At 59.5% G+C, this 14,517-nt stretch carries 11 protein-coding genes; 5 read left to right on the top strand and 6 right to left on the bottom strand.

The window, feature by feature from the left end:
• The first annotated feature begins 152 nt into the window (after window positions 1-152).
• On the top strand, window positions 153-464 hold the full coding sequence (gene clpS / locus QSV77_RS09335) for an ATP-dependent Clp protease adapter ClpS (protein WP_046797956.1): 312 nt from the start codon (window positions 153-155) through the stop codon (window positions 462-464).
• A gap of 48 nt (window positions 465-512) precedes the next feature.
• Here the strand turns inward: clpS and QSV77_RS09330 are convergent, their stop codons facing one another.
• From QSV77_RS09330 to QSV77_RS09310, 5 genes are all read right to left on the bottom strand, one after another.
• Entirely contained in the window at window positions 513-974 is a 462-nt protein-coding gene (locus tag QSV77_RS09330; RefSeq protein ID WP_302733241.1) for a GNAT family N-acetyltransferase, read from the bottom strand.
• A 5-nt stretch (window positions 975-979) separates the two neighbouring features.
• On the bottom strand, window positions 980-1,696 hold the full coding sequence (gene pth, locus QSV77_RS09325) for an aminoacyl-tRNA hydrolase (protein ID WP_142840372.1): 717 nt from the start codon (window positions 1,694-1,696) through the stop codon (window positions 980-982).
• Between the two features lie 92 nt (window positions 1,697-1,788).
• Window positions 1,789-2,517: an ABC transporter substrate-binding protein gene (locus QSV77_RS09320; RefSeq protein ID WP_302733240.1), complete on the bottom strand. Its 729-nt coding sequence runs from the start codon at window positions 2,515-2,517 to the stop codon at window positions 1,789-1,791.
• A gap of 16 nt (window positions 2,518-2,533) precedes the next feature.
• Window positions 2,534-4,921, bottom strand: a complete 2,388-nt coding sequence (locus QSV77_RS09315) for a bifunctional diguanylate cyclase/phosphodiesterase (RefSeq protein ID WP_302733238.1) — start codon at window positions 4,919-4,921, stop codon at window positions 2,534-2,536.
• Between the two features lie 237 nt (window positions 4,922-5,158).
• Complete coding sequence (locus QSV77_RS09310; RefSeq protein WP_269702103.1) at window positions 5,159-5,767, bottom strand: 50S ribosomal protein L25/general stress protein Ctc; 609 nt, start codon at window positions 5,765-5,767, stop codon at window positions 5,159-5,161.
• 305 nt (window positions 5,768-6,072) lie between these two features.
• Between QSV77_RS09310 and QSV77_RS09305 the strand changes: the two genes are divergently transcribed.
• The 3 genes from QSV77_RS09305 (at window position 6,073) to adh (ending at window position 10,894) form a co-directional block, all read left to right on the top strand.
• Entirely contained in the window at window positions 6,073-8,157 is a 2,085-nt protein-coding gene (locus QSV77_RS09305; RefSeq protein WP_302733237.1) for a bifunctional diguanylate cyclase/phosphodiesterase, read from the top strand.
• 106 nt (window positions 8,158-8,263) lie between these two features.
• On the top strand, window positions 8,264-9,223 hold the full coding sequence (locus QSV77_RS09300) for a helix-turn-helix domain-containing protein (RefSeq protein WP_302733912.1): 960 nt from the start codon (window positions 8,264-8,266) through the stop codon (window positions 9,221-9,223).
• A 153-nt stretch (window positions 9,224-9,376) separates the two neighbouring features.
• On the top strand, window positions 9,377-10,894 hold the full coding sequence (gene adh, locus QSV77_RS09295; RefSeq protein WP_269702107.1) for an aldehyde dehydrogenase: 1,518 nt from the start codon (window positions 9,377-9,379) through the stop codon (window positions 10,892-10,894).
• Window positions 10,895-11,223: 329 nt separating this feature from the next.
• Here adh and QSV77_RS09290 read toward each other — a convergent pair whose 3' ends face one another.
• On the bottom strand, window positions 11,224-13,488 hold the full coding sequence (locus QSV77_RS09290) for a methyl-accepting chemotaxis protein (RefSeq protein ID WP_368045853.1): 2,265 nt from the start codon (window positions 13,486-13,488) through the stop codon (window positions 11,224-11,226).
• Between the two features lie 187 nt (window positions 13,489-13,675).
• On the opposite strand from QSV77_RS09290, the gene QSV77_RS09285 reads away from it, so the two are divergent.
• Window positions 13,676-14,515, top strand: coding sequence for a glycosyltransferase family 2 protein (locus tag QSV77_RS09285; RefSeq protein ID WP_302733235.1), 840 nt, complete (start codon window positions 13,676-13,678; stop codon window positions 14,513-14,515).
• Window positions 14,516-14,517 lie beyond the last annotated feature (2 nt).

Genomic DNA, 14,517 nt, shown 5'->3' with positions numbered 1-14,517 from the left:
GCAAAGCCCTGCGAAAGGTACCGATTTCCGGGCAGGCTTGCCGATAGCGCGGTTGCGGCGCAATATAAGCGGGTCCATAGCGCGATCTTTCGCCATCCAGCGGGATTTTCCCCCTGAACCACGATGATGAACCACCATGACGAGCGACAATCATGAGTGACAGTCCTGTCGACCTCAAACCGAAACCGAAAGTCAAACCGAAGCTGGAGCGGCCGAAGCTCTACAAGGTCATGCTGCTGAATGACGACTATACGCCGCGCGAATTTGTCACCGTGGTGCTGAAGGCCGTCTTTCGCATGAGCGAGGAGACCGGCCACCGGGTGATGATGACGGCGCATCGCTTCGGCAGCGCGGTGGTTGTTGTCTGTGAGCGCGACATCGCCGAGACCAAGGCCAAGGAGGCGACCGATCTCGGCAAGGAGGCCGGTTTTCCGCTGATGTTCACCACCGAGCCGGAAGAGTGAGCGTATTTTGTTTCACGCATTTTCCGGACGTAAAACCGCTACGCACCTTTACTGGAAATTTTCGCTCCGGATCTGAAAGCCGGTCTTGTTCTGCACAAAACCGCAGCTTTCATAAAAGGCATGAACCGCGGGGTCGTCACGGCCCGTCAGCAGCATGACCTTGTAACAGTTTGCAGTGAAAGCGGCCTTGATGGCATGGCGCACGACCTCGCGGCCATATCCCCGGCCGCGCAGCGCTTCCAGCGTCACGACATTCTCGATGAGCGCATAGGGGCGGGCGGCGCGCGTCAGGTTTGGAACAACCAGAAGCGTGGCGGTCGCAACCGGTTTTCCGTCATGCGTTGCCAAAAACACGGTCAGGCCGGGTTGCTCAAGCATGGCGGCGAAGGGCGTGCCAGCCTCCTGCACCGTCAACGCGGGGTCCGATGGATTGAGCGCCTGGTAGAGTTCAAGCAGGCCAGGCAGATCGCCGGGACCGGCTTTGCGCAGGGCAAGGGTCTCTGAAGGCATTCGAGTTAGTCTTTCTTGCCGAACATGCGCTTCAGCATTTCTGCCATCGGCCCGGTTTCCGGCAGCTTTTTCGGCTGGGCGCTGTTGCGGGCCTGATGGATGTGGGACTGCCCGGCGGGTTTGGCCGCCTTCACCGGTTTTTCGGCCTCCGGCTTGCTGCCTGTGGCCAGCGCCAGCTTGTTCATCAGCTGCGAATCCTCACCCTTCACTAGCATGGCGGCGTTGTCGGCGATGGCGTCCAGCAGCGGATCGAGCCAGACCCGGTCGGCCTTGGCGAAATCGCCCAGTACGTGGCCGTGCACCCGCTCCTTGTCGCCGGGGTGGCCGATGCCGAGGCGCAGGCGGCGGTATTCCTTGCCACAATGGGCATCGAGCGATTTCAGGCCATTATGGCCGCCATGACCGCCGCCCGTCTTGATGCGGGTGCGGCCGGCGAGAAGATCGAGTTCGTCATGGATGGCGATGATGTCGCCGGGCGAGAGCTTGAAGAAGCGCATGGCCTCTCCGACGGACTCGCCCGACAGGTTCATATAGGTGAGCGGTTTCATCAGCAGAACCTTCTCGCCGGCGATTTCACCTTCGGAAATCTCCGCCTTGAACTTTCGCGCCCAGGGCGAAAAGGAGGGCAGGCGCTGCAGCGCGTCGACGGCCATGAAACCGATATTGTGGCGGTTTCCCGCATATTGTGCGCCGGGATTACCAAGTCCTGCGATGATCTTCATGGGGGCATGTCCGCGTTTTACCTGATGATGCTGTTGTCACCACCCCGAAATGCGCCGACTGTCAATCTTTTTATGGATGTGCGGGATGCCGCTCAGGGGCTGACGAGGTTGTAGCGGTCGAATATGCGCTGTTGGGTTCCGTCAGCGATCAGCCCGTCCAGCCGAGCCTGCAATTTTGCGATGAGCGCGTCGGGAACGCTCTTGTTGCAGGCAAGGCCCAGTTGTTGTCGCGTCAGGGTAATCACTTCCTTGAACGTGTCGGCCGGCAGAGTTTTGAAGGTGCTTTCCGACATGGGCATCAGGTCGATGCGCCCTGCTTTCAGCTTGTGAAGGGTGATCTGGAAATCTGCACCGACATCCACCAGCGGGAAGCCGAGCGTTTCCAGAAGCGCTTCGGTATAGTCGCCGCGCTGGGTGCCGATGCGGTATTTCTTTGCGTCCTGAAGGCTGGAGACATTGATATCCGCCTTGCGGCGCGCCACGAGAATGTTGCGATCGGTGTGGATCGGTGAGACCCATTTGAAGAGTTTTTCCCGCTCCGGCGTTCGCGCCGTGGCGAAGACGCAATGCATCGTCTGTGTCGCGGCGAGCGCAATTGCCCGCGCCCAGGGCATGACAGCGACTTCGTAGCTGGTGCCGGTTTCCTCCAGCATGATTTTCAGCTGGTCGAAATAGACGCCCTGCACGCTGCCATCGGCGGCCTGCAGATTATACGGAGGATAGACTTCGGTCGTCAGGAAAAGCTTGGCCGCGCTGGCCGGCCATGGGGCAAACAGGAGTGCGAAAGCAAGAAAGATCAGACAAATGCGGATCAATCCCATGGCTCTTTCCACCGCTTCACGCTTGCCGTGCCGCAATGCGGCCAATATCGGACATTGCGTCCAGTGTGGTGATCAGTCTTTCGACGGGCTGCGGCCTTGCGAAGAAATAGCCCTGTCCGTAATCGGCGCCTATTTCCGTCAGAAGTTCCTTCTGCTCTTCCGTCTCGACGCCTTCAGCGATGACGGTGCAGTTCATCTTGTGCGAGATGGCGGCTATGCCTTCGACCAGCATGCGGTTGCGCTGCCTGATTTCCACCGCATCGTCGCAGATGGAGCGGGTGAAGGACTGGTCGATCTTGACGATATCGACCGGAAAACGGCTGAGATAGCTGAGCGAGGAATAACCCGTGCCGAAATCATCCAGAGCGATGCGGCAGCCGAGCTGGTGAATGGCGTTGAGGATTGCCCGGATTTGCGGGTCGTCCTTCATGATGACGGCCTCGGTTATCTCGATGACCAGTCGCTTGGGAACAATGCCGTGCCGGTGCAGAACGCCGGCGATCCGCGTCGGCAAGCCCGGTTCGAATTGCAGCGGTGAAAAATTCACGGCTACATAGGTCTGTTCCATGCCCGGCAGGCGCGACAGCCTGGCAAGGTTGGCGATCGACTGATCGAGAATGACATTGCCGATACGATTGATGGTGCCGTTTTCTTCCGCAAGGCTGATGATGGCGGCGGGGGAGAGCAGACCCTTTTCCGGGTGGTTGAGACGCAGCAAGGCCTCGAAGCCCGCTATTCCGCCCTTTGCGAGGTCTTGAATCGGCTGGAAATGCGCCTCGAACCAGCCTTCGGAAAGCGCCTGTGCGATATCCCGCTCCAGTTCGGCATGTTCGCGCGCCCGGTCCATGATCGAGGGATCGAAGATCTGCGAGCCGTTCTTGCCCGTTCTTTTGCGGCTATACATGGCCATGTCGGCATTCTGCAGAAGCTCGGAGGCGCTGGTGGCGTGCAGAGGATAGACTGCCATGCCGATGCTGGCGCTGAGGCGGATGCTGTTGCTGCCGATCTCAAAAGGCGTATCCAGTATGGCGCAAATCCGCTCGCAGAACTGCAGGGCGCGTTCTTCCACCGTGTCGCCGGCAAGCAGGATCGCGAATTCATCGCCGCCGAGACGCGAGGCGCTGTCAAGCGGCGTCAGCAGCGGTTCGAGTTTCAGCGTGAATTCGCGCAGAACCGCGTCGCCCACCGCATGGCCGAGATTGTCGTTAATGGATTTGAACCGGTCCAGATCGATGAACAGGCAGGCCAGTTCGCTGGCGTTCGTGTCCGCTTCACGGATCTGCAGGTCTAGGATCGCCTCGAAACCCTGACGGTTGAAGAGGCCGGTCAGATGGTCGGAAATGGCCTGCTGGCGGTTGCGTTTTTCCGACTGGCGCAATTCGGTCACGTCAGTCATGACGCACAGGCATGTGCTCTGCTGTGCCCCATCGCCGGAATCAAGGGCTTTTTCAAGGATGAGCGCATCCATGACGCTGCCACCCATGCAATGAAAGCGGATGGTGATGCCGACCTGCGAAGCCTCGGGCGACTGTTGCGCCGCCTTGCGTTCCCGGAACAGGGAACGGTCATCCGGGTGGATAAGATCGGCGAAGTTGAGGCCCAGTATCCGGGCGCGGCCATAACCCGTCGCCTGCACCCAGTAATCGCTGACGGCGGCAATCCGGTCGTACCTGTCGAGCGAGAACAGCATGGCGGGTGTGCGGTTGTAGATTTCCGTCTTGCGCTCATGGGCGTTCTTGATTTCCAGCTCTTCCTTTTCAAGCTGGGTCTGCATTTCGTTGAAGCTTTTCGCCAGCCGGCCGATCTCATCCTTCGAGCGCCAGTCGACATGATGGCGGGAGCCGAGGCGCCGTGTCGCCTCTATCGCTGCCGCAAGCCGCATCAGCGGGCGGATGACCATGAAGCGGTTACCGGCAATCGCCGCCAGAACGATGGTCAGGATGGCGAGAACGAAAATGGTGATGAAAGCCATTTCGGTGCGGCTGAGAGAGGTGAGAAGGCTGACATTGTCGTAATAGACCGTCAGTTCGCCAACGGTGACAGTGCCCTTCGTCGTCTTGTAGGTTACCTCGCGCGTGGTTGAGGCAGCATCCTGAATGAAATCGCTACCGGCCGTCTGCACGATATCGAGCTGTCCGGACGTATCCTTGACCTCGACCATCTTGATCATCGGGTCGGAAACAAGGGTTCCGGTAATCTGGTTTATGGTGTCGTCATCCATATCCCAAAGGGGACGGGCGAGCGCCTGCGAATTTGTCGACAGCAGAATCTCAAGGTGATTGCGCTGGCTACGAATGGCCTCGTTGTAGGAGAGCGTCAGCAAAAGGGTAAAGAGCGGAGCGACCACTGTAAGAAGTGCGCCGGAAACAATCGCGATAAAGCGGCTTTCGACGGAATGAGCCATGTTTGATTGTAGCTACCCTTTGCCCCTGAATTTTTGCGCGCCGTTTTCATCCGTCCGGAGTTTCCACGACAGCGCGAGGGTATCGTTTCATGGAAGTGTTAATCGACGCTAAAACAGGGTGGGCGTCCTGCACGGTCCGCGGGCTTTCTGTTTTTAAAGTTCATAAAAACTAAAAGGCCCGTTCCGAAAACGGAACGGGCCTCAATGCGCAAAGCTATCCGGCCTTGCGGCCGCCGATTATTCTTCGGAAGCTTCTTCGGTCGTTTCGTCTGCAACGCCTGCAGCCGGAGCGACGATCGTTGCGATCGTGAAGTCACGGTCGGCGATAACAGGCGAGATGTTCTTCGGCAGCTTCACATTCGAGATGTGGACGCTGTCGCCGATCTTCAGGCCGGACAGATCAACCGTGATGAATTCCGGAATGTCGTTGGCCGGGCAGTGGAATTCCACCGTGTGGCGAACGATGTTCAGAACGCCGCCGATCTTGATGTCCGACTTTTCTTCGTTTTCGAAGTGAACCGGAACTTCAACGTTGACGAGCGTGTTGCCCGAAACGCGCAGGAAGTCGACATGCATGGTGAAGTCGCGGACCGGATCAAGCTGGTAATCCTTCGGGAGAACCTTGATCTTCTTGCCGTCGACGTCGATGGTCGCAACCGTCGTCATGAAACCGCCAGCGTGGATACGCTTGGTGACTTCGTTGGTCGAGAGTGCGATAGAAACGGGGGCCTGCTTGTCACCATAGATGACAGCGGGAATCAAACCGTTGCGGCGAAGTTCACGAGAGGACCCCTTACCAACTCGTTCGCGCGCCTCGGCCTTGAGCTCATACGATTCTTTGCTCATGGCAATTCCTTTCGAGGTTATATGGAGAGTTCACGCCGACGATGCGGCCTGAACTGGAGAGGCCCATGGAGCCATCCCGCCCGCGTTGCCTCCAAGGGTGTCTACACGGGTGCGGGCGCTATAATACAAAAGACCCATAAAGACAAGAGCGGCCAGTTTTCACGATCATCTAGCCAGGATTTTATTAGTTGCAACTAATTCACTCGTTTGTTGCAACTTTTAATATGTGCTTATCCATGCATATAAACTAGCTGAAAACCTGGCAAATGATAAAGCTGCACGGAATTCCAATTGTGTAGATAACAATGCTGACCGTTCTCCAGTGCCTCGCCATCGATCATGACTTCCGATACACCGCCGCAGCGGTTTTCGTGTGCATGTTGGGAAGCTTCGTTACGATACGTCTTTTTTCGAGAGCGCGTCTGGCGACCGGGCTGCAGAAGGTCAATTGGCTGTTTCTGGCGGGTGTGAATGGTGGCGCTGCGATATGGACCACCCATTTCGTGGCGATGCTGGGTTATTCCGCGGCAGGCGAGGTGGGTTACGATCCCTATCTGACGGGACTTTCGCTCCTTATCGCCATTGCCACCACGACTGCCGGCTTCGGCATTTCCGCCTATGCCGGACGCAGTGCGCTGGTGGAAGCCGGTGGCGTCATCCTGGGTCTTGGCATCGCGGCGATGCATTACACCGGCATGGCCGCTTATAATGTACAGGGCGTGATTTTCTGGAACCAGGCTTATGTCATCGCCTCGCTGGTGCTGGGGGCGGTGCTGGGCGGGATTGCCGTCAACAGAGTGGCGCGGCCGCTCAACCGGTTCTGCCAATATAGTGCGGTGACGTTTCTGATCGTCGCCATCGCCTCGATGCATTATACCGGCATGGCCTCGATGTCCTTCGCGTTTGATCCTCGCGTCGTCATTCCCGAGAACCTGCTGCCGCCGGCCATCATGGGCGGAGGTGCCATCGCGGTCACGCTTCTGCTGCTGGCGCTCGGTCTTTCCACCTATGTCATCGATGCCCAGTCCACCCAGCAGGCGGTTGCCCGCTATCGTCATCTTTCGCTGCACGATCCGCTGACGGGCATTCCCAATCGCGCGGCCTTCATCGAACATCTCAACCGCCGCACGCGCCATATCTCCCTCGGCGCGCATACCGCACTTCTGTCCATCGATCTCGACCGTTTCAAGGAAATCAACGACGTGCACGGTCACGCGGCGGGGGACGCGGTGCTGCGCGCCATTGCCGACCGGGCGAGTTCCGTGCTGAAGGCCGGGGAGTTTCTGGCGCGCATGGGTGGCGATGAATTCGTGGCGATGACCCATTCCTATTATACCCGTGCCGATGGCGCGGAATTCGCCCAGAGACTGATCGAGCAGATCAGCAAGCCGGTCGAGTGGAACGGGCAGACATTTTCCGTGGGCGCGAGTGTGGGCATATCGGTCCGCAACAGCGGCGCCATCGATGCCGACACGCTGATGGCGCAGGCCGATGTCGCCATGTATCGGGCAAAGGGCGGCATTTCGGAGACGATCTGCTTTTATGACAAATCCATGGACGAGGCCGCCCGCGAGCGCAACGCGCTTGCCATCGCCATGCGCAGTGGTCTCGCCAACAAGGAATTCGAGCTTTATTACCAGCAGCAGAACGATACCAAAAGCGGCAGCATCGTCGGTTTCGAGGCGCTTTTACGCTGGAAGCACCCTGAACGGGGCATGGTGTCTCCCGCTGAGTTCATTCCGATTGCCGAACAGACCGGCTTTATCGTCGAACTCGGTGAATGGGTTCTCCGCGAAGCCTGCGCGCAGGCGGCGCTGTGGAAGAAATCGCTTTCCATCGCCGTGAACGTCGCGCCGCAGCAGCTCGCTGACAATGATTTCCCCGAAAAGGTCGAGAGGATCATTCTGGAAACCGGACTTGCGCCAGAAAGGCTCGAACTGGAAATCACCGAAGGCAGCATCATCGCCGACCATCGCCACGCGCTGGTCACGATCCGCAAGCTCAAGGCGCTCGGCGTCAAGATCGCCATGGACGATTACGGCACGGGCTATTCCTCGCTATCGACCCTGCAGAGTTTCCCTTTCGACAAGATCAAGATCGACCGCGCTTTCATCGACGGCCTGTCGACCAACGTGCAGTCGGAGGCAATCGTCCGCTCAACGCTCATTCTGGCGCACAGCCTCAATATACCGGTGCTGGCGGAAGGGGTGGAGACCAAGGCCCATATCGAATTCCTGCGCCGTGAAGGCTGCCTGCAGGTGCAGGGCTTCTTTTTCGGCAAGCCCGGTCCGCTGAATTCCATCGCCAATCTCGTCGATGACACGTTTCTTTCGGTTGAGGAGGAAACTGACGCGGGTGACGGCCGGCGTTACTTCAAGGCGGCTCGATAGGCTGGCCGCAGCCCGCGGTTGCGCCCGGCCATGCCGGTCGCGAAGTTTTTAGTTGAAACATGAACGCTTCCAGCGCACCATCGCCGAAAAGCTTTGGGAGGAGCGTATGCCGACCGACATCGCCCATGCAGAACGCGTGTATGAAACAGCGCGCCACCGTTCCGCAGCCGCAAGTTCTCCGATTGTCGCTTCATGGCGCCGCTGCATGGTCAAGCATCGTCTTGCGCCGGAGGAAAACCGCAAGCCGATCTTTCTCAGCGAATTCGAATTTCGCCGCGCCCGCGAAAGTGCTGCCGGCCTGATCGCGGAAAGCACGGATGAACTCGACCGCATCTTTCATAGTGTCGGCAAATCCGGCTGCTGCCTGCTTTTGACCGATGCGCAGGGTGTTGCGCTGGAACGGCGCGGTGCTGCCGGCGACGACCGCGAATTCCGTGCGCTCGGTCTCTGGTCCGGTGCCGTCTGGAGCGAGGCGAGCGTCGGGACCAACGGCATTGGCACGGCACTTGTCGACGAGCGCTCGGTGGTGGTCTATCGCGACCAGCATTTCTTCACCTCGAACACTGAACTCTGCTGCACCACGGCGCCGATCCGCGATCACACCGGCCGGGTGACGGGGGCGCTCGATATTTCCACCTGCCGCGACGACATCAACGAGATGACCTTCTCCTTCGTCACCCAGGCGGTGAGGGATGCGGCGCAGCGCATCGAGGGCAATCTTTTCCGCCGGGCCTTTCCCGGCGCACGCATCGTCGTTGTGCCGAGCGGTTTCGGGGCGGCGCTTTCGCTGCTGGCGGTGGATCAGGACGATCTCGTTCTCGGCGCGACACGTGCCGCGCGTCTGGCGCTGAAGCTCGACGACCATGCCATCGCGCAGGGTCTGCCTGCCGCAGATATTCTGCAGGAAGAACGTCACGACGGCGGTTCCGACCTTGCGGAAGCGGAGCGCTCTGCCCTGCGCCGGGTTCTGTCGCGCACCAATGGCAATGTCACGCAGGCTGCATCCCTGCTCGGCATCAGCCGCGCCACGCTGCATCGCAAGATGAAGAAGCTTGCCGTGCATTGAGGCTGTTTAAGTCGTCCCGCAGCGCGTCTGTCGCAGATGTGAGACAATGTGCGCTGCGGAACCGCGCTGCCCCTCTACCCGACTGCACCATCCAGGCCCACCTTCCTCTCATGCGATCCGTCGCGGATCGTTTTCATCAGGGAGGATGAAATCATGAATATTCAGGTTCAGCAGAAAGCCGGCGAAGCGCCCTTCAAGCTGAAATACGGCAACTACATCGGCGGCAAATGGGTGGAGCCGAAATCCGGCCGCTACATGGATAATCTTTCCCCCGTCACTGGCCACAAGATCTGCGAAGTTCCGCGTTCAGACGCATCCGATATTGAATTTGCGCTGGATGCCGCCCACAAGGCCCGCGACAAATGGGGCAAGACGAGCATAACCGAACGCTCCAATATCCTGCTCAAGATCGCCCAGCGCATCGAGGAAAATCTCGACCTCATCGCCCGGGCCGAAACCTGGGATAACGGCAAGCCGCTGCGTGAGACCACCAATGCGGATATTCCGCTGGCCATCGATCATTTCCGTTATTTTGCGGGCTGCATTCGCGCGCAGGAAGGCACGATCGGCCAGATCGACAACGACACCGTCGCCTATCATTTCCATGAACCGCTCGGTGTTGTCGGCCAGATCATTCCGTGGAACTTCCCGATCCTCATGGCTGCGTGGAAGCTTGCACCGGCGCTTGCCGCCGGCAATTGCGTGGTGCTGAAACCGGCGGAGCAGACACCTGCCTCCATTCTCGTCGTGATGGAACTGATCGAAGATCTGCTGCCGCCCGGCGTTCTCAACATCGTCAACGGCACGGGCCTCGAAGCCGGCAAGCCGCTGGCGCAGAGCAACCGCATCGCCAAGATCGCCTTTACCGGTTCCACCTCGGTCGGCAAGGAAATCATGCGTTATGCGGCCGATAACGTCACCAACATCACGCTGGAGCTGGGCGGCAAATCGCCGAACATCTTCTTTGCCGATGTGATGAACGAGGACGACGCCTTCCTCGACAAGGCGCTCGAAGGTTTCGCCTTCTTCGCGCTCAATCAGGGTGAGGTCTGCACCTGCCCGTCGCGGGCGCTGGTGCATGAATCGATCTATGACCGCTTCATGGAAAAGGCCATCAAGCGCGTTCAGGCCATCAGCCAGGACGATCCGCTCAATCCGTCGACCATGCTGGGCGCACAGGCCTCGCAGGAACAGTTCGACAAGATCATGAGCTATCTGGAAATCGGCAAGAAGGAAGGCGCCAAGGTTCTGACCGGCGGCGACCGCAAGACGCTGACGGGCGATCTGAAGGACGGTTATTACATCCAGCCGACCGTCTTTGAGGGCAACAACAAGATGCGGATTTTCCAGGAGGAAATCTTTGGTCCTGTCGTTTCCGTCACCACCTTCAAGACGGTGGAAGAGGCGCTCGAAATCGCCAATGACACGGTTTACGGATTGGGTGCCGGCGTCTGGAGCCGCGATACCAATATCGCCTATCGCGCCGGTCGCGGCATAGAGGCTGGCCGTGTGTGGACCAATTGCTATCACGTCTATCCGGCGGGTGCGGCATTCGGTGGCTACAAGCAGTCGGGCATCGGTCGCGAGACCCACAAGATGATGCTCGACCACTACCAGCAGACCAAGAACCTGCTTGTTTCCTACAGCCCGAACAAGGTCGGCTTCTTCTGAGCTCCTCCCCGGAAGCCGGCGAGGGTCATCGTGATCTGCCTTCGCCGGCGCGTTCCCAGGGGCCCTGGCCCCTGGGAGCCCGGCACAAATAAAAAGGCCGGAGGTTTTGCCTCCGGCTTTACTGATTACGGGGGGCGAAGCCTCCTCCGTCATGCCGGACTAGATCCGGCATCCAGCCACGGCGCGTCTGCGCCGTGAAAGAGTCCCTCGCGATCAAGGACTTGACCGCGCTGGACCCCGGATCAAGTCCGGGGTGACGGTGTGCGGATGATGGATTTTTGTCCTTGGTCTGGGGCCGGAGATAAGATTTCCGGCCTTTTGTTGTTGCTTTACGCCGCGTAGCGCTGATCCCGCTGTTGGGTATGGCCGACGGAGAATTGCCCTACCTGTTCGGTCAGGCCATCCGCCTCGTTGGCCAGTGAGAAGGCCGCTGCCGTGGTTTCCTCCACCATCGCCGCATTCTGCTGCGTCACATGATCGAGTTCGTTGACCGAGGCATTGATCTCGCCAAGGCGGCCGGACTGTTCGCGCGAGGCCGTGGCAATCGCGCCGATCTGGTCGTTGACCGACTGGATGCGTTTCTGGATCTGCTCCAGGCTTTCGCCGGTCTTCAGCACCAGCGCCACGCCGCTTTCCACATCGCCCGCCGAAGTGGCGATCAGTGTGGTGATGTCGCGGGCGGCGGCTGCCGATTTCTGGGCGAGTTCGCGAACTTCCTGCGCCACGACAGCAAAGCCCTTTCCGGCTTCACCGGCGCGCGCCGCTTCCACACCGGCATTCAGTGCCAGAAGGTTGGTCTGGAAGGCGATCTGGTCGATGACGTCAATGATCTGGCGGATCTTGGACGATGAGGTTTCGATACGCTCCATGGCGACGATGGCTTCTTTCACGACAGCCGTGGATTTATGGGCGTCCTGCATGGTTTCCGCCGTCGTACCAACTGCGACATCGCAGCGTGACAGCGAAACATTGACGGCCTGCGTCATGTCGCCCAGTGCCGCTGCCGCTTCTTCAAGGGCGGCCGCCTGACGTTCCGTGCGCCGCGACAGATCTTCCGATGCGCTTTTCAGCTCGCCGGAGCCGGAGCGGATGGCATTGGCGCTTTCGCCGATATTGGAGATTGTCGCTTCCAGCCCCGCCATGGAGTTGTTGAAGTCGATGCGCAGATGATCGAGCGACGGCACGAAGGATTTTTCAATGCGCAGATCGAGCCTGCCGGCTGCAAGATGGGCAAGGCCGGAGGCAAGCGCATCGACGGCCTCTTCCAGTTCCTTGGCGCTTCTTGCCTTTTCCATCTCGCGCTGGGCGCGTTCCTCGTCCAGTTCTTCGCTCTTGCGATGGGACTCGGCTTCCATGTTCTGTTTGTCCAGAATGCCCTGACGGAAGGATTCCAGCGCGCGCGCCATGGTGCCGATCTCGTCGCCACGGGAAACCGCCTTGATCTCGATGTTGTTTTCACCACCGTTCAGGCGCTCCATCAGCCTGGCAAGGCCAGTCAGCGGCTTGGTGAGGCTGGCGGAAACGAAGATGCCGACAAGCGTCATGACGGCAAGCACCGCCAGTGTCGCCAGCGTCGCCCAGAAGGCCAGATCATTGGCGGCGGCGAGAACCTTGCTTTCCTGCTGGCCGATGGCCAGAAGATGCTTCTGTCCGAAGACGGAGACCGGGCGATAGGCATAGAAGATGTTGCCCGCAGATGTCTGCGCCATCACCGTTCCAGCTTCGCTGGTGCCGGAGAGGGCCGCGAGGCTTTCCGAAACCGCGGCATCTGCGCCGCCCGAGAGCACGCCTGCCCGGCGTTTGCCCTCTGCAGTGAGAATAACGGCGTCATCGATGGTCTTGCCGGTTTCTTCCGGCGTGACCACCGCGCCGATGCGGTCGGCTGAAATGCGCATGATGACGGCGCCCTTGCGCTGCAGCTGGCCCCAGTTGGAGACCGCGAGCGGCATGCCGACCATGGCCGAATCATTCGCGCCGCCGGTAAATCCGGTCGTGCTGACGACACCGTCCTTGCCGGCTTCAACGCGATCAAACAATTCCTTGATCGCGCTGTTCTCCGGGTCCTTGACACTCGTCAGGAAGTTCTTGCCCTTGGTGACGGAATAGATAATCAGCCCGGTCTTGTCGATCACATAGATATCGCTGACCCGGGTGTTGCGCCAGACGCTGGCGATGGTCGCGTTGATCGTCGCGTGGCGAATGGCGTAGAGCAACCGCAATCCTTCGCCGTTGAAGGAGGCGCGCTCCTCCTCGGAGACACCTTCGCGGCGGAAAGCCTGGATGATCGCATCCTTTTCCGTCGGAACGACATTGGTCATGGTTTCCAGCGCCTGGGCGATCGCGGCATTTTGCGACAGTTCGGAAATGCTCTGTTCAACCCGCAGCGTATAGGCGTCCAGCTGCTTGGACTGGTTTCCCGCAACCGTCTCCAGCCTTATTTTGCTGGCGTCGATCAGGCCCGACTTGCCCATCTCATAGGACAGCAGCCCCACGGACAGGCAGGAAACCAGCGTCGCACCGGTGACGAGCGCCGCAAATTTGGCCTTGATTGACAATGATTTAGCTCTGACAGCAGTCGGATTTGCACCCGGCATCTGTTTCCTCCCCCAAAAAAACGTTGCCGCAGCGTCGCAACAATTGTTTACGGCCACGTTAAAGGGCTGAAATTTGTATGATTATTTCCCGCATACCGCGAAAAAATCGCCGACCTGTTCAGGCGTCGTACCCGTTATAAAACTGCAACAGAACGGGCGCATACCGTGCGAAGTTCAACGGTCGTTCATGTTCATGCAAGCTTTTCGCGCTCCATCTCCTGCCACTATCGATGATGTTTGCGCCACCCGCGCAGACGGATGTGACGGAGCCACTTTGCGATCGACGCCGGATTTCGCCGTTATCGTGCCCATGCACAATGAAGAAGCGAGTGTGGAAACGCTCGTGGCGGAGATCGTGGCTGCCTGCCAGCCAGTCGGCCAGTTCGAGATCGTCGTGGTGGATGACGCTTCTTCCGACCGAACGGCGGATGCCGTTCTTGCGCTCGGCGATCGTTATCCCATGCTGCGGCTGGTGCGGCACAACCGTCAGGGCGGGCAATCGGCGGCGATCCATAGCGGTGTGCAGGCGGCGCGCGCGCCTGTCATCTGCATGCTTGATGGCGACGGCCAGAACCCGCCGGATAATCTGCCGGCGCTTCTCGCGCCGCTTCTTGCCGCCAATGCCGCCGGCCGCCTAGGGCTGGTGGCCGGCCAGCGCGTCGGCCGGCGCGATACGCTTGGAAAACGGCTTTCCTCACGCTTTGCCAATGGGCTTCGGGCGCGGATATTGAAGGACGGAACGCGCGATACCGGTTGCGGCCTCAAGGCCTTCCGCCGCGATGCCTATCTCGCCTTGCCCTATTTCGATCACCACCACCGCTATTTCCCGGCGCTGTTTAATCGCGACGGCTGGCAGGTCGCCCATGTCGATGTGACGCACCGGGCGCGGCAGCATGGCAATTCCCATTACACCAATATCGGCCGCGCGCTTGTCGGCATTCACGACCTGATCGGCGTCGCCTGGCTGTTGCGCCGGCGCAAGCGGGCAAGCTGGGCCGAAACTTTCAAAACGGAGACATCGCCGTGAAT

The sequence above is a fragment of the Agrobacterium sp. V1 genome, from assembly GCF_030518355.1.
Taxonomy (GTDB): Bacteria; Pseudomonadota; Alphaproteobacteria; order Rhizobiales; family Rhizobiaceae; genus Agrobacterium; species Agrobacterium cucumeris.
Note: the sequence above shows the minus strand (reverse complement) of the source record. Positions and strands in the feature narration are given on the sequence as shown.

Excerpts from the sequence above, each read along its gene's own strand:
- clpS (WP_046797956.1), top strand. The coding sequence starts at position 153 with ATGAGTGACAGTCCTGTCGACCTCAAACCGAAACCGAAAGTCAAACCG.
- QSV77_RS09330 (WP_302733241.1), bottom strand. The coding sequence starts at position 974 with ATGCCTTCAGAGACCCTTGCCCTGCGCAAAGCCGGTCCCGGCGATCTG.
- pth (WP_142840372.1), bottom strand. The coding sequence starts at position 1,696 with ATGAAGATCATCGCAGGACTTGGTAATCCCGGCGCACAATATGCGGGA.
- QSV77_RS09320 (WP_302733240.1), bottom strand. The coding sequence starts at position 2,517 with ATGGGATTGATCCGCATTTGTCTGATCTTTCTTGCTTTCGCACTCCTG.
- QSV77_RS09315 (WP_302733238.1), bottom strand. The coding sequence starts at position 4,921 with ATGGCTCATTCCGTCGAAAGCCGCTTTATCGCGATTGTTTCCGGCGCA.
- QSV77_RS09310 (WP_269702103.1), bottom strand. The coding sequence starts at position 5,767 with ATGAGCAAAGAATCGTATGAGCTCAAGGCCGAGGCGCGCGAACGAGTT.
- QSV77_RS09305 (WP_302733237.1), top strand. The coding sequence starts at position 6,073 with ATGCTGACCGTTCTCCAGTGCCTCGCCATCGATCATGACTTCCGATAC.
- QSV77_RS09300 (WP_302733912.1), top strand. The coding sequence starts at position 8,264 with ATGCCGACCGACATCGCCCATGCAGAACGCGTGTATGAAACAGCGCGC.
- adh (WP_269702107.1), top strand. The coding sequence starts at position 9,377 with ATGAATATTCAGGTTCAGCAGAAAGCCGGCGAAGCGCCCTTCAAGCTG.
- QSV77_RS09290 (WP_368045853.1), bottom strand. The coding sequence starts at position 13,488 with ATGCCGGGTGCAAATCCGACTGCTGTCAGAGCTAAATCATTGTCAATC.
- QSV77_RS09285 (WP_302733235.1), top strand. The coding sequence starts at position 13,676 with ATGTTCATGCAAGCTTTTCGCGCTCCATCTCCTGCCACTATCGATGAT.